Raw genomic sequence first — 19539 nt, 5'->3', positions numbered from 1 at the left:
TATCCAAAAGCAATTCAAAAGACACCAGTAGTACAGAATGTACCGACAGCAACACCATATGCATATCCAAAAGCAATCCAAAAGACACCAGTAGTACAGAATGTACCGACAGCAACACCATATGCATATCCAAAAGTAATCCAAAAGACACCAGTAGTACAGAATGTACCGACAGCAACACCATATGCATATCCAAATGTCCCTCAACAAGTACCTACAATAGTAGAAGAATTTAACGTGGCAGCAGCCCCTAACGGAGCAATTACAGGAATATCAAAACCATCAATTACAGGATTAGGTCCAGTACCTATTAACGTATTAATAAATAGTAATACAAAATTAATAGGTCAAGCTAATACAAGATTATTAGATCAAAACAACAGAATAATAAAAAACGATAAAAATATTAAAAATGTTGCTTCGGTAACTACTGCTAATGCTGATTTAATCGATTCTAATTATAAGAATATAGATCTAGTGGCTAACGCAGTAGGTAAAACTAATTTAAATATTTCTAATAACTCTAAAGCTATTGTAGACAATAGTGCTCTGGCTTTAACTAACCAAGCTAAAATTAATAAAGAGAACGATAAAATAACAACTAACTTAGATAACATCAGAGATGAAGATACTAAAATAGCAACTAATAGCACTAAAATAGATGGTAACTCTAGAACTGTGGATGAGAATAGAAAAGAAATAGCTCATAACTCAGATAACATCAGAGCTGAAGATACTAGAGTAGCAACTAATAGTACTAGAATAGCTGGTAACTCTAGAACTGTGGATGAGAATAAAAAAGAAATAGCTCATAACTCAGATAGAATAGATATGAACTCTAATAAAATAGATTCAGTACAAGAAGAATCAAGACAAGGTATTTCTGGAGTATCGGCAATTGCAGGTATCAAATACCAAGATATGACAACTGGGCAAGCCCAAATCGGTGTAGGATATGGAAATTATAAATCTGAAAGTTCAATAGCTATAGGAACTGCTGTTCAGGCTACTGATAACTTAATGATTAACGGTGCTGTATCAGGAAGTACAAGGAAATAATACATCAGCTGTTTATAGTGCAGGAGCTTCATATAAATTTAATTTATTTATTTAACTAAAATAGATTTTAAAAAAAGGACATTCTCTATTAAATGTCTTTTTTTATTTCTTTAGTCATTTTTAATAATTTTAACTATGATGACGACAATTGACGTTTAATTTAAGTTTTTTTTAGTTTATAATTATTCCATAAAAGTAAAAGAAACAAAGTTGCCAAGAAACAAATGAATTATTACAATAAGAGGAGAGAGAAAAATGAAAGAAAATAGACTTCCATTTCAAGTATGGATATTAACGCTTGCAGCATTTGCAATAGGAACAGCAGAATTTATAATTGCAGGAGTATTAAAAGACGTAGCAACAGCATTTTCCATAACAGAAGGAGCTGCTGGAAACTTTATAGGATATTATGCATTAGCCATAGTCATAGGAGGACCGATCCTGACACTTTGGTTATCTAGATATGATAAAAAGATGGTTCTAATTGGATTAATTGGGTTATTTATAGTAGGAAACCTAATTTGTGCCTTTGCACCAACTTACCATATGATGCTTTTGGGAAGAGTTATATCGGGATTAACTCAAGGACCTTTCTATGGGATAGGAGCAGTTATCGCAACAGAACTAGTTACAAAAGAACAAAGTGGAAGAGCGATAGGTCAGATGTTTGCAGGACTAACATTAGCAAACGTTCTAGGAGTTCCTGGAGGAACTTTTATAGCACAAAATTCTAGTTGGGATACAACATTTATAGTAGTTGCATTCCTTGGATTAGTAACAATGATCAGTATAATAATTTTTATAAAAGACTTAAAAGAAAATCAAAAAGAAAACAGTATCATATCTCAATTAAGTGTATTTAAAAATCCTAAATTAATAGGAAGTCTTTTAAGCACAGTACTAGTATGGACAGGATTTATGAGTGTCTATGGTTATTTAGCTCCATTATCAGTAGATGTAGCAGGAATTTCTGAACATTTATTAACTCCACTTCTTATTCTTGTAGGATTTGGTCTTCTAGTTGGAAATAACTTTGGAGGTAAGGCCGCAGATAAAAATCTTGATAGATCACTAATAGTCGGTGCTGTATTTATGATAGTTAGTATGATTATTTTAGGATTTGTCGATACAAATTATTACTTATTCTGGATATTTGCATTTGTATTTGGTATTGGAACTTTCTTTAATGTTCCATCGATGCAAATGAATGTAATGAGATATGGAGCTAAAGCCCCTGAATTAGCAGGTACTGCAAATATTTCAGCATTTAATATCGCTAATTTTTTAGGAGCTTCAATAGGTGGATATATATTAGATAGTCAGTCAATAGGAGCATCTGCGATTCCATTTTATGGAGCAATAATACCAATTATTGGTTTAGTATTTATATTTATCACAATAAAATCTAATAATAAAAAATCAGTTCAATTTAGTTAAAATAAAATTTTTATAATTTTACGACAACTGACGTGTAGTTTAAAATAAAATTAATTTATAATGTTTATATATAAGAAATTAAAACAAAAGGAGTTATTATTATGAAAAAATTATTTGAAGAAAATATATTAGCAGGAAAAAAATTAAAAAATAGAGTTATCATGGCACCAATGACTAGAGCCCGTGCAAGTCAACCTGGAGATACACCAAACGATATGATGGCTGAATATTATGGTCAAAGAGCTAATGCAGGAATGATAATTTCAGAAGCTACTCAAATATCTACACAAGGTAAAGGATATTCTTTTACTCCTGGAATCTATTCACCTGAACAAGTAGAGGGATGGAAAAAAGTAACAAAATCTATTCATGCTAATGATGGTATTACATTTGCTCAATTATGGCACGTAGGAAGAATGTCACATCCATATTTCCATAATGGAGAGAGAACTGTAGGACCATCAGAAGTAGACTTTGATTCACAAATTTGGATGTGGAAAGAGGGAGAAAATGCAGGAAAGATGGTAGATTGTCCTAAGCCTAGAGCACTTGAAACAGAAGAGATCAAAGGAATTATTAGGGATTATGCTAAAGCTGCTAAAAATGCTGTAGAAGCAGGATTTGACGGTATTGAGATCCATGGAGGAAACGGTTATCTTATCGATCAATTCTTAAGAACGCCCTCTAATGTAAGAACAGATGAATACGGTGGGTCTTTAGAGAATAGAACTAGATTTGCAAAAGAGATTTTAAAAGCTACAGCAGATGAGATTGGAGCAGATAAAGTTGGAATTAAATTAGCACCATTTATCACATACCGTGGAATGGACTGTCCATATACTTTAGACGCTATCTTAGATGTTGCTAAATATTGCCAAGAATTGAATATAGAATATATCCACTTAAGTGAAGCTGATTGGGATGAAGCACCTGAAGTTCCAGAAATTTTTAGAGTAGAACTTAGAAAAGTATTCAAAAATAAAATAATTGTAGCAGGAAATTATACAAAGGAAAGAGGAGAAGAGTTATTAGAAAAAGATTATGCAGATCTAATTGCATTTGGAAGACCATTTATTTCTAACCCTAACTTACCGCATAAATTAGAAAATAACTTACCATTGATGCCTTTAGATCCAACTACTTTATTTGGTGGAGATGAAAAAGGATATTTAGATTACCAAGGTTAGTAAGTAAAAACTATTCGAAAGTTTCAATAATTATAAATTTAATGGATTAAATTCAAATAAAAATTAACCCTTAAGCCATAAATAGTTTAAGGGTTAATTTTTTTATTATTTATCCTTTCATAGCCTTGATCTTACTCGGAAGGGAGAATAATTTAATAAACCCTTCGGCATCATGGTGATCATATAGGTCACTGGCTCCAAAAGATGAAATACCTTCATCATAAAGTGCATTAGGAGATATTCTTCCTGCAACCTTTATATTTCCCTTATATAACTTAAGTTTTATCGTTCCAGTTACTACTTTGGAAACCTCATTTATAAATGCATCCATTCCCTCTTTTAAAGATGTATACCATAAACCATTATAGACTAACTCTCCATATTTCTGCCCTATATTTTTCTTAAAAGCTTGAGTTTCCTTATCCAAACAGATACTCTCTAATTCTTTTATAGCTTTATATAATACAGTTCCACCAGGAGTTTCATATATACCTCTAGATTTCATCCCAACAAGTCTATTTTCTACAATATCAGCTACTCCTACCCCATGTTCACCAGCTATTTTATTTAATTTCATTAAAATATTAGCGGCAGATAATTTTTCTCCATTTACACTTATTGGCACTCCTGACTCAAATCCTATCTCTACATACTCAGCTTCATCCTTGGCATCTTCTAAAGATTTTACCATCATATAGAGATCATCCTTATGCTCATTTTCTAAAAATTCTATATCTCCACCTTCGTGACTTATATGCCAAAGATTTTGATCTCTAGAATAAATTTTTTCTTTTGTCACAGAAAGTTCAATTCCTTTAGATTCAGCATAATCTATGGCATCTTCTCTAGATTTGATATCCCATTCTCTCCAAGGAGCAATGATCTTTATCGATGGATCTATAGAAGCTATCCCTACTTCGAATCTAACTTGATCATTTCCTTTTCCAGTACACCCATGACAAATATATGTAGCTCCTTCTTTATGAGCCACTTCTACTAATTTCTTAGCTATAAGTGGTCTTGCAAATGCTGTTCCTAACAGATAACTATCTTCATATATTGCTCCTGCTTTTAAACCTTTAAAAGCATACTCACCTACAAATTCCTCAGCTACATTTTCAACATATATTTTAGAAGCTCCAGATTCAATAGCCTTTATTTTGACATCTTCCATATCATCTTCTTGTCCTAAATTAACACAGACTGCTATTACTTCTAAATCATAATTTTCCTTTAACCACGGTACTATAATAGATGTATCCAGTCCCCCAGAATACGCTAATACGATCTTTTCTTTTTTCAATTTATACCCCCCAAATTAATTTTATCAGCCAAGTGTCGCTACCAAAATAGATTTTATTGTATGTACCCTATTTTCTACTTGGTCAAAAACAACCGACTGTTCGCTTTCAAAAACTTCATCACTAACTTCTAATTCTTTTAAACCAAATTCTTGATATATTTTTTCTCCTATCTCAGTTTCTAAATTATGAAATGCTGGTAAACAATGCATAAAAATAGCATCTTTTTTCGCATATCCCATAAGTTTTTTATTTACTTGATACTCTTTTAGCATCTCTATCCTATCTTTCCACATATGAAAATCTTCTCCCATAGATAACCAAACATCTGTGTATACTATGTCTGCATCTTGGAGAGCTTTTTTGGGTAACATTTCAAAATTTATAACTGCCCCTGTATCTTTGGCAATTTCTTTAGCTTTAGTAATCAATTTTCTTTCAGGAAATAACTCTAATGGTGATAAAAGTGTAAAATCCATCCCCATTTTAGCTGCACCAATTAATAAAGAATTCCCCATATTACTCCTTCCATCTCCTACATATACTAATTTTTGTTCTGAAAGGTTACCTTTTTTTTCTTCAATAGTCATAAAATCAGCTAAAATTTGAGTAGGATGAAATTTATCTGTAAGTCCATTCCACACAGGAATCCCTGCATGTTTAGCCAACTCTTCTATTTTTTCCTGAGAACTCCCCCTATATTCTATACCATCAAACATCCTTCCTAAAACCCTTGCAGTATCTATAATACTTTCTTTTTTTCCTATTTGGGACCCTACAGTGCCTAAATATGTAGTTCTTGCACCTTGATCTAGTGCACCTACTTCAAAAGCACATCTCGTTCCTGTCGAATCTTTTTCAAAAATAAGAACTAAATTTTTTCCTTTTAAATTTTGTTTTTCCATATTATTCTTTTTATCTGATTTAAGATCTTTAGCTAATTCAATTAAACCCCTTATTTCCTCTGTAGAAAAATCTAAAAGTTTTAAAAAACTTCTCCCCTTCATTACTTCCTCCTAAGATTCATCATTAAATATTATCTATTTAAACCTGCCAATAAAAATTTACCCTTAATCAATAATCTGTTAGCAGGTATATCAGATTATTTTTTTATATGTTTTTTTATTAATTCATTATATTTTTCACTTTTTAAAACTTTCTCTAAAGCTTTGTTTATTTGAGCCAATAACTCCTTATCTTCTTTTCCCATAGCCATAGCATATTCTTCTGATTGTAATTTATACTCTGCTAACTTCAGACCACTATTGTTCTCAATTGTTTTTTTAGCTTGTTGATAGTCTAATATTATCATGTCTATTTTTTTAGCTTTTAATGATAAAACAGCTTCATGTAATTTATTATATTTTATTGATTCCACACCATCTATTTTTTTAGATAGATCTTCAGCTATAGTATCGCTAGTTGTTCCCATTACAACACCTATTTTATTCCCTGCTATATTAGATTCACTCTTTATCTCTTTTGCTTCTTCTCCTACCATAATTACTTGACTAACATTAAAATATGGATGGGTAAAATTCACATTTTTCTTTCTATCTTCTGTTACTGACATTCCAGCTACAATTAAATCTATTTTTTTAGTCTGAAGAGCTGGTAAGAGTCCACTAAAATCCATTCCTACTACTTTAAATTTAAGGCCCGTTTCTTTGCCTACTTCCTTTAATAGATCCATATCAAATCCTACTATTTCGTCTCCATCCATACATTCAAATGGCACAAAATTAGGAGCAGTTCCAACAACTATGACCTTTTCTTTATCTTTATTTCCTCCACACGCTGTTATCATCAATCCTACTATTAATATTATCATCATTTTCATTATTTTGTTCATTTTCTCCTCCATTTTTATTTTTCACAAAATTCCTTGGCATCTTTTATCTGTTTTTCTACTGACTCTATCCCAGTTCCACCATAACTTTTTCTCTCATTGACACACTCTTCTATACTTATTTTTTTATTTATATCACCTTCGAATAGATCACTATAACATTTAAATTCCTCTAACTTTAATTCGGATAAACTTTTTTTATTCATCTCACAATAAACAACTAATTCTCCGACTATTCTATGAGCATCTCTAAATGGTAACCCTTTCTTTGCCAAATAATCAGCTACATCAGTAGCATTTATAAATCCATTTTCAATTCCCTTTATCATATTTTTTTCATTTATTTTCATTGTCATTAACATCTCTTTAAAGATAATCAAAGATATTTTTATTGTATCTATAGAGTCAAAAATTCCCTCCTTATCCTCTTGCGTATCTTTATTATAAGCTAGTGGTAACCCTTTCATAACTGTCAATATTCCCATTAAATTCCCAAAAATTCTTCCTGTTTTCCCCCTAATAAGTTCGGCTATATCTGGATTTTTTTTCTGTGGCATAATAGAAGACCCTGTAGAGTAAGAATCATCCAAAGTTACAAATGAAAATTCACTTGTAGACCATATTATTATCTCCTCAGCCAATCTAGACATATGCATAGATATCATAGAAATTATAAAATTTAATTCGATTATAAAGTCTCTGTCGCTAACACTATCCAAACTATTTTTAGTAACACTAGAAAATCCAAGTTCATCTGCCACAAAATGTCTATCTATATTATAGGTTGTTCCAGCTAGTGCTCCGGCTCCTAATGGCATTACATCGAGTCTTTTGTAGGAGTCTTTTAACCTATCTAAATCTCTTTTGAACATCTCATAATAAGCCATCATATGATGGGAAAATAAGATTGGTTGTGCTCTCTGAAAATGAGTGTATCCAGGCATAATAACGCTTTTACTTCTATCAGCTATTTCTACCAATCCCACTAATAATACTCCTAATAATTTTTCTATTTCCACACTTTCTTTTTTTAGATACATTCTGATATCCAAAGCTACCTGATCATTTCTACTTCTAGCTGTATGTAATTTTCCTCCTACATCTCCTACGATCTCTATCAACCTTTTCTCAATAGCCATATGAATATCTTCATCTTTTAGATCAAATATAAATTTTTCTTGCTCTATCTCATTTAATATCTGTTTTAGCCCACTTTCTATTTTTGTCTGTTCATTTATTCCAATTATTCCTTGTTTAGCAAGCATCTTAGAATGAGCTATACTCCCTGTTATATCCTCTTCATACATTCTTTTGTCAAAATTTATAGATCCATTGAATTCTTCTAATATTTTCGCTGCTTCCTTATTGAATCGTCCACCCCAAAGTTTCATTGTTATCTCCTTTTTTTACTTTTTTCCATAATAAAGATAATTTTTTAAATCTTCTTTATTCATCCCTTCAATTCCCATTTTTTCTAAATTTCTTCCCTCTTCAAAATAACTTTTACTGTTATAAGCTCCTGCAATTGTTATACAAGAATACATCATAGGGGTCTCAAGTCCCAATAATTTCCCAAGAGAATAGCACGGCACCACTAAATATGGAATGTCCTCTGTTATATATCTATGTTTTGATGTACTAGGAGCACCAATTTTACTATGTGCCACCGAACTTCTATTTAACTCATATACACTTTCATACTCTAAATTATACAGTGAATTCATAGCTTCCAACTCTGGCTTTAGATAAAATCCTATAGCTTTTCCAATTTCTAATCTTTCCTTTTCCATAACAGATACGGCCTTAGAAGTAGCTACAGAACAAGTATCTCTATAATAATTAAATTCTCCTCCAAAATTTTCCATTATTCCCATATTTAGTACTGATAATAGTGGATGTCCTCCAAAATTTATATTTTCCATTCCTGCTACAACTACATTTTCTAATTTTGTTAATTTTATTGGGAATACCTCATTTAAAATTTTTAGTGTCTCATCGGTTTTTATTCCTGGAAAAACTCCTACTGGTAGATGAGATTTAGTTCCATAGATTGCTACTCCTCCTTGACACTCTATTCTACAAGCCCAAGGAATGGATATTCCATCTACTAAAGTTACATCTTTTTTTCCTTTTTCTAACATAATTTTATTAAAAACTAAACTAGAAAAATTTCCGGGCATAGACACTAATATATGACCATCTAAATATGGATAAATTTTATTAAAAATAATTTCTTGAGCATATGATGGTACCACTACTACGAGTATCTTAGAATAATTTAAAACTTCAATGATATCAGTTGTTATTTTATCTATTTTTTGGATTCCAGGAATCTCTAATTTTAATCCATCTACTTCTTTTAATGCTTCTATATGTCCATTATTTTCTTCTATTCCCTCTAGATTTACAGAAAACTCTTTAGCATCATATAAACAAACTCTATTTCCTATTTTGGAAAAATGATATGCTGCTGTAAGTCCTCCATTTCCTCCACCTATTATCCCAACTGATTTCATAAATTATCCCCCAAAATATTTATTTATTAATTCTTGATATTTCCCACTTTTCTTCATCTTTTTAATTTCTTCATTTAATTCTGATATTAATTTTGGATTTCCTTTACCTAAGGCAATTGCTGAACCATCTTGTCTTTCATCTAGTAATCCTGCTAATTTTAATTTCTTATTATTTTCTAAATAATTATTAGCTACAACTTCACCAACTATTACAGCGTCGATCTTTTTACTATTTAATTCTAGTATAGCTCCCGTAAATGAATTATATCTTTTAAGCTCTACTCCCTCTATCTCATTTGCAATAGTTTCTTGAATAGTTCCTAACTGCACTCCTACCTTTTTTCCTTTTAAATCATCTAAATTTTTAATCCCAGTGGTATCCTCATTTACCAAAATAGCTTGAGCAGAACTATAATAAATATCTGTAAAATCTATAGCTTTTTTTCTCTCCTCTGTAGGAGTCATTCCAGCTATTACCATATCTATCTTTTTTGTCTGAAGAGCTGGTAATAATCCATCAAAACTCAAGTTTTTCCATTCTATTTCATATCCTAAATTTTTTGCTAACTCTTCCATAAATTCAATATCAAATCCTGTTATCTCCCCATTTTCAATATATTCATAAGGTTTATATTCCGCATTTGTTCCTATGTATAGTTTTTTTGTCTGTACCTCTTCTTTTCCACATCCAACCAATATAACCATCATTAAGATTCCAACTAAAGTCATTATTTTTTTCATGATATTCATCTCCTTTTTATTTTTTATGAGTTCTGATTCACACTCTTATACGCTATGGTTGTTTCCACAAACAATATACTCTTTAATCTATTTTCTTATTTTTAGGTATAAAAAAGGGACCCTGCTGTTTTTAACAGAGTCCCTGTTAGATTAGCATGATTTCTTTCCTATTTAATTTTTTAAAATCCTACTTATTTTCATTCTAATCCCTCATTTAAAATTTTTTTAAAACCATTTTTTTAATAGTTTATCGTATGTCCCGTTTCCTTTTAATGTTGTTAAAGCTATATTTATTTTTTTCAACAATTCTTCATTGTCTTTCGATACTGCCATTGCATATTCTTCCTTTTCTCCCTCTGCTGATGTAATTTTTATTCCTTCATTATTTTTTACAAAATTCTTAGCTGGTTCCCCATCTAAAACTACTGCATCTATTTTCCCCTCTTTTAAATCCATGATGGCTACATATCCTGCATTATATTTTTTTGTTTCTACACCTTTGATCTTACTGACTACTACATCTCCTGTAAATCCTAAGATTACTCCTACTTTTTTACCTTTTAATCCATCAAAATTTGCTATATCCTCTGCTTTTTCAGCTGTTATGATAACTTGATTTGCTTTATAATATGTTTCACTAAAGTTTACAGCTTTTTTTCTTTCCTCTGTAGCTGTCATTCCTGCTATTATCATATCTATTTTTTTAGCCTGTAATGCTGGCAATAAACCATCAAAAGCCATATCCTTAATCTCTATTTCTATTCCTATTTCCTTTGATATTGCTTCCATAAGATCCATGTCAAATCCCACTGTTTTTCCATCTTCTAAATATTCAAAAGGTGCAAATTCAGCATTGGTCCCCACATATACCTTAGATACCTTTTCCTCTCCAGTATTTCCACAAGCTACCATAAATATTCCAATTATTGCGACCATTATTAATTTTATTGTATTTTTCATTTTATTCCTCCAATTTTTATTGTATTTTTTATATTTTTACTACTGAAAAGTAAATTTTAATGATTTAATACCTTGTCTAAAAATTCTTTAGTTCTTTCATGTTTAGGAGTCTCGAATAACTTCTTAGGAGAAGCATCTTCTAAAATAACTCCATAATCTATAAAGAATACTCTATTCGCCACACTCTTGGCAAAGCCCATCTCATGAGTTACGACTATCATAGTCATACCAGAACTTGCTAAATCTCTCATTACATCTAATACCTCTCTTACCATCTCTGGATCTAGGGCTGATGTAGGCTCATCAAATAAAAGTACATCTGGCTCCATTGCTAATGCTCTAGCTATTGCAATCCTTTGTTTCTGCCCTCCTGAAAGAGCCTCGGGATATACATCTGCTTTATCTTCTAATCCTACTTTTTTTAATAAGTTATTTGCCTTTTCCATAACCTCTGCTTTTTTCATTTTTTTTACCTTCATAGGAGCCAGCATAAGATTTTCTAATACGGTCTTATGAGGAAATAAATTAAAATGCTGAAATACCATCCCTACATTTTGTCTAACCTTATTAATGTTTACCTTTGGATCTGTAAGATCTTTTCCTTGGACTACTACCTTCCCTGATGTTATATCTTCCATCATATTAATACATCTTAAAAATGTAGACTTTCCTGATCCAGAAGGCCCGATTACTGCTACAACTTCTCCTTTATCTATATTTTTAGTTATCCCCTTTATTACCTCTAGGTCACCATAACTTTTATATAAGTTTTCTATTTTAATCATTAGTTTTTCACCTTCTCCTCAATTTTTCTCATAAACTTAGTAAATAAACTAGTTAATATCAAGTATATAATTCCAACTGCCAAAAGTGGTTCTACACCTCTATATGTCTGACTAGTTATTATATTTGCCGAACGTAGTAGATCTACTCCACCAATAAATCCTACTATAGACGTTTCTTTCAATAGAGATATAAATTCACTTACCAATGTTGGTAATATCTTTCTTACTGCTTGAGGTACGATAACCTCCTTCATAGTAGTTATATAATTCATCCCCAATGCTCTAGCTGCTTCACTTTGCCCCTTATCCAAACCTTCTATTCCTGCTCTTATTATCTCAGCTACATAGGCTGCACTATTTAGTCCAAAAGCTAATCCTGCTACCACGAGTATCGGTACATCTCTAAGTGATCCTACAAAGATTACATTTGCTAAAACCATCAGTTGAACTACCGCTGGGGTTCCACGAATTAGATCAACATAGATCAGTGCCCCTTGAGATAACGGATTAAATTTATTTTTAAATGGGTAGAAACGACTCAGTCTACATAGTGCCAAAACTACTCCTAATGCTATTCCAATTATTGCTGCTAAAATTGTTACATTGATGGAAAACAATAACCCTTTCAGGATATACATATATCTATCCCCGTCTATGAATATTCCCTTAAGTGTTTCTAAATATGCCATTTTGCTCCTCCTAGTTTGTTGTATAAAAAAATCCCAAAATATGTAGTTTTACTACAGACCTTGGGATAAAAAAAGCCGTCATAATTAATTGACGGCTAAAATTTCAATACTTAATATACTCATAAAGACATAATGTTACTATCTCTAATCTTTGCAAAAAGTCTATCCTAAGATCAGCCTGTTTATAAATTTAGTTGGGTGTAATTTTCTTCTCCTTATCCTACTATTCATTAACATGGCGAATCCTCCTTTTTTAAATTTTTTATAATTTATTTATAGAAATACTATCACAAATCATTTCATTTGGTCAACCTTTTTTTTAAAACATTTTTCTTTCTTTTTTTATATAACTCTCTCAAACATTGATATTTCTTGAGTTTTATATCCATCATCTATTATAATTTTTCCCACTTTTTTCTCATCTTTAGAATCAAACAACGCCTTTCCATAAAAATCTATAAATTTAAATCTATAATCGGAGGAGTAGATCTCAAAGGAAAAATTCCCCTTTAAAAGACCTATTATATCCACCAATCTATCCAATAAATTTTTGGTTCTTCTAAAAAAAACGTTTAAAATAAGCTCTTTTTCATCTTTTGAACTCATATTTAGGTCCTCTAGCATAGAATTTAAAATAAAAAAATTATCTATTTTCCCAACAAATTTGATTTTAAACTCTTCTCGTTTAAAATCATCTTCGCCTAAGACCTTCATTATGCAAGATCTTTAGTTCTTTTAATAGGACAAAGATCTCCACACATAGTACAAGTCTCTCCATCTATTGGTTGAGATGATTTTCTATATGCCTTTGCTTTTATAGGATCGATACATAGTTCTAACATCTTGTCCCAATTTAATTCTCCACGGGCTTTACTCATGGCATTGTCCCATTCCATAGCTCCAGGAATTTGCTTAGCTATATCCCCTGCATGAGCTGCTATTCTAGAAGCTATTATCCCTTCCTTCATATCATCTAAATCTGGTAATCTAAGATGTTCTGCTGGAGTAACATAGCAAAGAAAATCAGCTCCACTCGCTGCTGCCAAAGCTCCTCCAATAGCTGAAGTTATATGATCATACCCTGGTGCAATATCAGTAACAAGTGGTCCGAGCACATAAAATGGTGCCCCATGACATAATTTTTTTTCTAATTGCATATTAGAAGCTATCTCATGTAAAGGAACATGCCCAGGCCCTTCTATCATGACTTGTACATCTCTTGCCCATGCTTTTTTTGTCAATTCTCCTAAAAATAATAATTCTTGAATTTGAGGAGCGTCTGTTGCATCCTTTATACTCCCAGGTCTAAGTCCATCTCCTAAACTAAGTGTTACATCATGTTCTACACAGATATCAAGCAGTCTATCATAATGTTCGTAGAATGGATTTTCCTTCTTATTTAATTTCATCCACTCATATAAGATAGCTCCTCCACGACTTACAATCTTAGTCAATCTAGGGTTATTATCTACTCTTTCTGCACATACTTGATTTAACCCTGCATGAATAGTCAAAAAATCTATCCCATTTTTTGCATGTTCTTCCACTACCTCAAAAAGGTCATCTACTGTCATATCTTTTATGTTTTTACCATATTTTGCTACTGCATCATACATAGGTACAGTCCCTAACATAACATCTGAATATTCTACTAACTTAGTTCTAAACTCATGTGTAGCACCATATATACTAAGGTCCATAATTGCATCTGCCTTATACTCCAAGGCTTTTTTTACCTTTTCAAATTCTAACTCTAAATCATATGAATCTTCTGATACACCTAAATTTACATTTACTTTAGTTTTTAATCCTTCTCCAACAGCTATTCCTCTTAGAGATTTATGATTTTTATTAGCAGGAATTACAATCTTTCCTTCACTCATTTTTTTTAGTAACGTCTTTTCATCTATAGCTTCAGATGCCAATACATCTCTCATTTCTTTTGTTATTATACCTTTTTTTGCTGCATTCATCTGTGTTGTATAATTATTCATTTTATCCCTCCATTTTAATTTATTTAATTAATTATTTTATTTAATTTTTTAATTTTTTCTATAATATTTTCTGCTCCTACGATCTCACTGACCAGACATATCCTATCTGCTCCTCTTTTTTTCACTTCTTCTATATTGCTTTCTTTTATCCCCCCAATGGCTACAAAAGGCAAATCTATATTTTTTATTACTTCTTCTAAATAGCCTAATCCTACAGGATCTTTTTTCTTTGTAGTAGTCTTAAATATAGGCCCTACCCCAATATAATCAGCTCCATCTAATACAGCTTTTCTAGCGTGTTCAAGACAATGAGTAGATCTTCCTATTATCTTATCTTCTCCAATCAATTTTCTCACATGAGATATTTCCATGTCATCTTGTCCCACATGAACTCCGTCTGCATCTACTAAAATAGCTATATCCACATGGTCATTGACTATAAAAATAACATTATTTTCACGGCAAAGTTTTCTTATTTCTATAATCTCTTCTACCTTTTCCCTTATACATTTTTCCTTTTCTCTATATTGAATTACCTTTATTCCCCCATGAATCATAGATTTTACGCACTCTATATTAGATCTACCATGTGCAAATTTCTCCCCTGTGATTCCATATATACCATGAGGTATAATCAGTTTATTTCTTTTCATAATATCCTCCCTTACTCATCACAATATTAGCCATCATAGAAGCTACTATCAAAACCTTAGGAGAATAAGTTTTATATTCCTCAATTCCCTTTTTAAAATCTCCAACTACATATAGATTTTCACCAAATTTTTTAGTTGAAATATCATCGATATCATGATGTGCTACCCCAGATGCTGAAACAATTAGTTTATTAGAACCATAAAATTCCTCTACCAATAACTTTTTATACTCCTTTTTATCAAAAGCTTCTACCAAGATATCACAGTCGGAAAATAGATCTTTTATATTATTTTTTTCAATTTTCTTATCTATAATTTCTATCTCTAAATTAGGCTCTATCCTCATTAAATTTTCTCTCAGTGTTTCTACTTTAGATTTTCCAATCTGATCATAAAAATAAAACTGCCTGTTAAGATTAGAAAGTTCTATTCTATCAAAATCAGCTATCTTAAGGTTTGACACTCCACTTCTTACTAAATTTACAGCTACATTTGATCCTATCCCTCCAGCTCCTAAAATACCTATTTTCATACAATTAACTCCCAATCTTTATGAACTACTTGATAACCTCTTGCCCTTATGGCATCTTCCGTTTCTTTCACACTTCTATTATCTGAAATTTCAAATTGTGGTGTCGATTTTTCCATATCACTATATGCTCCTACATTGGTTTTAGACCCAGCTGAAAATTTAGTCACTCCCAATCCAATTAAATTATCTCTAAATTCTGCAATTTCTCTAGTAGATATATTTATCCCTGCTTTAGGAAGAAATAATCTATATGCCAGAACAAATTGAACAAAACTTGCGTCATCTAAGATATATTTACTCTTATATCCACCCTCTGCCTCATTTATACGAGGTAATGATATAGAAAACTCACTATTTAAGTATTTATCTGTAAGATATTTTGCGTGAAGCCCCGATAAATAAGCTTCTTCTACCAGGTCTCCTAATCCAAATAACGTCCCTACATTTATACTTCTAAGCCCTGCACGAGCTCCTCTTTCAGGAGTTTCTAGCCTCCACATATAGTCTGCTTTTTTCCCTCCTAAATGTACACTCTTATAGATCTTCTCATCGTAAACTTCTTGATATATTGTCAATCCATCTACTCCAATTTTCCCTAATCTTCTATATTCTTCTGTCTCTAATGGATATATCTCTATTACCACAGAATCAAAATATTTTTTCAATACTTTTACAGCATCTTCTATATAATCTACTCCTACTAATCCTTCAGCTTCTCCTGTTAAAAGTAGGATATGTTTTATCCCTGTTTTTGCAATTTCTATGGCTTCAGCTTCTATCTCATTTAATTTAAGGTGTTTTCTATCTATCTTATTATTTTTATTAAATCCACAATAGGTACATTCATTGGTGCAATAATTTGAAATATACATAGGAATATATAGACTTATTACTTTCCCAAATTGCTGTACACTCCTCCTTTGAGATTCCTTTGCCATCTCCTCTAGATGATCTTTAGCCTTAGGAGATAATAGATTCAAAAAATCAAACTTAGTTAATTTTTCTTTTTTTATAGATTTTTTTATCTCCTCATAGGTAACTTCATCCATATATTTTTCCATATCAAAATCTTTAAATTTTTCTATTTCTTTATAAAATGACATCTTCCCTCCTAATTATTATGTAAAAAACCCGTTAATGGTGACGATGCATTGGCATATCTACTTTCCTCAGCCATCTTAGCTTTATACGCCATCCTTCCTGCTCTTACTGCCAGTGCAAATGCTTCTCCCATCTCTGCTGGATTTGGTGAACATGCTATTGCAGTGTTTACAAGTACTGCTGCTGCTCCCATTTCCATAGCTTCTGCTGCCTGAGATGGTTTTCCGATCCCTGCATCCACTATTATTGGGAGGTCTATATTTTCTATCATTATCTCTATCATTGCCTTAGTTTCTATTCCACGATTTGATCCTATAGGTGATCCAAGAGGCATTACTGCTGCTGCTCCGGCTTCTTTTAATCTCTGTCCTGCTATTAGATCTGGAGTCATATACGGTAACACTATAAATCCTTCACTTGCTAAGACCTTAGTCGCCTTTATAGTTTCTGCATTGTCTGGCATAAGATATTTCATGTCATTTATTACTTCGATTTTAATAAAATCTCCACACCCTGCAGCTCTCGCTATCCTTGCAATTTTTATAGCTTCTTCAGCATTTCTAGCTCCAGATGTATTAGGTAACAATGTAATATCTTTAGGAATATAGTTTAATATATTTTCATCGCTATTATTTAAATTAACCCTTCTAAGAGCCATTGTTATTATTTGTGATCCACTTGCTTTTAACATTTTTGGTATCTCATCTTTAGAAGAAAACTTACCTGTTCCTGTTAATAATCTACTTTTAAATTCTACTCCGCCTAATATTAATTTATCCATCTTTATCCCCCCGACACAAAATATAATACTTCTACGCTATCTTTTAAATTCAAATTACTTTTCGACCAAAGTTCTTTTTTTATAACCTCATCATTGTGTAAAATTACCACGCCATCACTATCTAGATCCAAGCTTTTTATCAGATCATAGATATTTTTTGATTCTACTTTTTTTACTTCACCATTTAAAGTTATCTCCATCTATCCCCCTTTAATCTTTATGTAATAAAAAAACCGTATACCCACAGGTATACGGTTATAATTGTTCTCTAAAAAATATACTTACTATAAATTTTATAAAAAAACTCCGCTTTCCTACGCTAGTGCTAACTAGATTCAGGTTCAAAGGGTCAGTAATTTTATACTTCTCAGCCACGCGGCTCCCCTAGCTTTCTATTCGATTGTCTCTTGCTTTGATTCGATTTCAGTTTATATCCATTTCCTATTTTTGTCAATCTTTTCTTTTTTTTCTACCATTTTTTCAAACACTTCTATAGAAATATTTCCTGCTCCTAAATCTATACCTGGCCTATGAAAACCATGAAAATCAGATCCTCCAGTTAAGATTAAGTTTCTTTTTTTAGCCACTTTCATCAATTTATTTTTTTTTCTTAGTATTATACTTGGATAATATAGCTCCAAACCATCCAATCCATTTTTTATCAAAATATCTATTATATTTACCACTGTATCATCTGGATGAGATATCAGATGTGGATGTGCCAAAACAACTACAGCTCCATTGGCTTTTAATTTTTTTACTACCTCTATCATATCTACTCCTACCTTTGGTACATAGGCAGGTTGTCCATCTCCCAAATATCTATCAAATACTTCATCCATAGTAGTTGCAAACCCTTTTTTTAGTATCATCTTGGCTATATGTGGTCTTCCTATTACATTCCCAAGCACTTCCCCTTGTACTTCAGATAAATTTATTTCTATTCCTAAGTTACTTAATTTTTTTAATATTTCTAGAGTTCTATTAAATCTTTTTTCTTGTAAATTTTTTAACCATTCTAAAAACTTTTTATCTTCTAAATTTAAAAAATACCCAAGTATATGGATGTCTTTATTTTTAAAATTTGCTGAAATTTCTATCCCATTCACAAAGGTTATACCTTTTTTTTCTGCCTCTATTCTTCCCTCTTTTAGTCCATCAATATTATCATGATCAGTAATAGCCATGACCTTTACATTGTTTTGTTTAGCTCGTTCTACTAATTGTGTAGGAGTCTGTGTCCCATCTGAAAATGTAGAATGCATATGTAAATCTATCATGAGTCCTCCTTTTTTAATGTTTCATCCTTTCACATATATCCTTTAAGTCATTATCTATATATACCATATCCATCAAGTCCTCTATCCATGAATATCTACTTCTATCTTCTATCTCAGAAATAATATGGAGTGCTGCCGCTTTTACTGTATTTTCTTCACTCCAAATTGCATGATTTAAAAATCTTAGGTCATTCTCACCAGCTTTGTTCAATTTTTTGATTGTATCTTTACACTCATCACACACATGTACACACCTTTCAAAGTCAGCATTTTCGTCAGTTTTTCCAATTTCATATACACTTAGACTTCTCCCAGATTCTCCACATAGTTCACAAGTCGATTTTGATCTTCTTACCATTTCTTTTCCAAATTCCACTATATTATTCTTTCTTGCTTTGCTTCTTCCTGTCCATTTAGCCATGATCCTATCTCCTTTTTATTTTCTTATTTCCACCTTTTATTATATCATAAACAACATAAAAAAATTAGTATTAATCAAAAATAGTGAAGATAAATCATTCATATTTTATATCTATATCTTTTTAAATAAAACTCCTACAGATTTTCTATATCAGTTTTCCATATCCACGGTTGTTTTTTTATTAGACCGTCAGCAAATGGTATATGAATCGAAACTATCACAGATAATAGCAATAACTGCTGATACCATAATA

21 protein-coding genes and 1 riboswitch are annotated in these 19539 nt (G+C 31.5%); of the genes, 3 read left to right on the top strand and 18 right to left on the bottom strand.

The annotated features are described in order from the left end of the window. The 3 genes from WBG30_RS10880 to WBG30_RS10870 all read left to right on the top strand — a co-directional run. A partial coding sequence (locus WBG30_RS10880; protein WP_424504682.1) for a YadA C-terminal domain-containing protein occupies positions 1–1059 on the top strand: 1059 nt, incomplete at its 5' end. Between the two features lie 255 nt (positions 1060–1314). Next, positions 1315–2496, top strand: a complete 1182-nt coding sequence (locus WBG30_RS10875; protein ID WP_424504681.1) for an MFS transporter — start codon at positions 1315–1317, stop codon at positions 2494–2496. A 101-nt stretch (positions 2497–2597) separates the two neighbouring features. Beyond that, positions 2598–3683: an alkene reductase gene (locus tag WBG30_RS10870; RefSeq protein WP_424504680.1), complete on the top strand. Its 1086-nt coding sequence runs from the start codon at positions 2598–2600 to the stop codon at positions 3681–3683. Between the two features lie 109 nt (positions 3684–3792). Here the strand turns inward: WBG30_RS10870 and WBG30_RS10865 are convergent, their stop codons facing one another. The 18 genes from WBG30_RS10865 to WBG30_RS10780 all read right to left on the bottom strand — a co-directional run bounded on the left by WBG30_RS10865 (position 3793) and on the right by WBG30_RS10780 (position 19286). Continuing rightward, positions 3793–4986: an argininosuccinate synthase gene (locus WBG30_RS10865; protein WP_424504679.1), complete on the bottom strand. Its 1194-nt coding sequence runs from the start codon at positions 4984–4986 to the stop codon at positions 3793–3795. 24 nt (positions 4987–5010) lie between these two features. Continuing rightward, positions 5011–5991: an ornithine carbamoyltransferase gene (gene argF, locus WBG30_RS10860; RefSeq protein ID WP_424504678.1), complete on the bottom strand. Its 981-nt coding sequence runs from the start codon at positions 5989–5991 to the stop codon at positions 5011–5013. Positions 5992–6086: 95 nt separating this feature from the next. Further along, positions 6087–6836 (bottom strand): transporter substrate-binding domain-containing protein, encoded by a 750-nt coding sequence (locus WBG30_RS10855; protein ID WP_424504677.1) that lies wholly within the window; start codon positions 6834–6836, stop codon positions 6087–6089. Between the two features lie 14 nt (positions 6837–6850). Continuing rightward, positions 6851–8224 carry an argininosuccinate lyase gene (argH, locus tag WBG30_RS10850; RefSeq protein ID WP_424504676.1) on the bottom strand — a complete coding sequence of 458 codons (1374 nt, stop codon included), beginning with the start codon at positions 8222–8224 and terminating at the stop codon, positions 6851–6853. Positions 8225–8239: 15 nt separating this feature from the next. After that, positions 8240–9349, bottom strand: a complete 1110-nt coding sequence (locus WBG30_RS10845; protein ID WP_424504675.1) for an NAD/NADP octopine/nopaline dehydrogenase family protein — start codon at positions 9347–9349, stop codon at positions 8240–8242. A gap of 3 nt (positions 9350–9352) precedes the next feature. Then, positions 9353–10090: a basic amino acid ABC transporter substrate-binding protein gene (locus WBG30_RS10840; protein WP_424504674.1), complete on the bottom strand. Its 738-nt coding sequence runs from the start codon at positions 10088–10090 to the stop codon at positions 9353–9355. 225 nt (positions 10091–10315) lie between these two features. Further along, entirely contained in the window at positions 10316–11050 is a 735-nt protein-coding gene (locus WBG30_RS10835) for a basic amino acid ABC transporter substrate-binding protein (RefSeq protein WP_424504673.1), read from the bottom strand. Positions 11051–11106: 56 nt separating this feature from the next. Further along, positions 11107–11835, bottom strand: a complete 729-nt coding sequence (locus tag WBG30_RS10830; RefSeq protein WP_424504672.1) for an amino acid ABC transporter ATP-binding protein — start codon at positions 11833–11835, stop codon at positions 11107–11109. Next, a complete protein-coding gene (locus WBG30_RS10825) occupies positions 11835–12524 on the bottom strand; it encodes an amino acid ABC transporter permease (RefSeq protein WP_424504671.1) in 690 nt (229 codons plus the stop codon). The genes WBG30_RS10830 and WBG30_RS10825 overlap by 1 nt, the downstream gene beginning before the upstream one ends. Before the next feature lie 342 nt (positions 12525–12866). Then, positions 12867–13238 carry a hypothetical protein gene (locus WBG30_RS10820; protein ID WP_424504670.1) on the bottom strand — a complete coding sequence of 124 codons (372 nt, stop codon included), beginning with the start codon at positions 13236–13238 and terminating at the stop codon, positions 12867–12869. Continuing rightward, on the bottom strand, positions 13238–14518 hold the full coding sequence (gene thiC / locus WBG30_RS10815) for a phosphomethylpyrimidine synthase ThiC (protein WP_424504669.1): 1281 nt from the start codon (positions 14516–14518) through the stop codon (positions 13238–13240). The genes WBG30_RS10820 and thiC overlap by 1 nt, the downstream gene beginning before the upstream one ends. A gap of 23 nt (positions 14519–14541) precedes the next feature. Then, positions 14542–15171, bottom strand: a complete 630-nt coding sequence (gene thiE / locus WBG30_RS10810) for a thiamine phosphate synthase (protein WP_424504668.1) — start codon at positions 15169–15171, stop codon at positions 14542–14544. Further along, positions 15158–15703 (bottom strand): sulfur carrier protein ThiS adenylyltransferase ThiF, encoded by a 546-nt coding sequence (thiF, locus tag WBG30_RS10805; RefSeq protein ID WP_424504667.1) that lies wholly within the window; start codon positions 15701–15703, stop codon positions 15158–15160. Before thiF ends, thiE begins: the two co-directional genes overlap by 14 nt. Next, positions 15700–16806, bottom strand: a complete 1107-nt coding sequence (gene thiH, locus WBG30_RS10800; RefSeq protein ID WP_424504666.1) for a 2-iminoacetate synthase ThiH — start codon at positions 16804–16806, stop codon at positions 15700–15702. Before thiH ends, thiF begins: the two co-directional genes overlap by 4 nt. A gap of 8 nt (positions 16807–16814) precedes the next feature. Continuing rightward, positions 16815–17585 carry a thiazole synthase gene (locus tag WBG30_RS10795; RefSeq protein ID WP_424504665.1) on the bottom strand — a complete coding sequence of 257 codons (771 nt, stop codon included), beginning with the start codon at positions 17583–17585 and terminating at the stop codon, positions 16815–16817. Between the two features lie 2 nt (positions 17586–17587). Then, a complete protein-coding gene (gene thiS / locus WBG30_RS10790; protein WP_424504664.1) occupies positions 17588–17785 on the bottom strand; it encodes a sulfur carrier protein ThiS in 198 nt (65 codons plus the stop codon). Positions 17786–17879: 94 nt separating this feature from the next. After that, positions 17880–17981, bottom strand: a riboswitch (TPP riboswitch). A 32-nt stretch (positions 17982–18013) separates the two neighbouring features. Further along, positions 18014–18865, bottom strand: a complete 852-nt coding sequence (locus tag WBG30_RS10785) for a PHP domain-containing protein (RefSeq protein WP_424504663.1) — start codon at positions 18863–18865, stop codon at positions 18014–18016. A gap of 13 nt (positions 18866–18878) precedes the next feature. Beyond that, positions 18879–19286 carry a PhnA protein gene (locus WBG30_RS10780; RefSeq protein WP_424504662.1) on the bottom strand — a complete coding sequence of 136 codons (408 nt, stop codon included), beginning with the start codon at positions 19284–19286 and terminating at the stop codon, positions 18879–18881. Between the last annotated feature and the right edge of the window lie 253 nt (positions 19287–19539).

The organism is Psychrilyobacter sp., assembly GCF_049671765.1.
Lineage (GTDB): Bacteria > Fusobacteriota > Fusobacteriia > Fusobacteriales > Fusobacteriaceae > Psychrilyobacter.
Note: the sequence above shows the minus strand (reverse complement) of the source record. Positions and strands in the feature narration are given on the sequence as shown.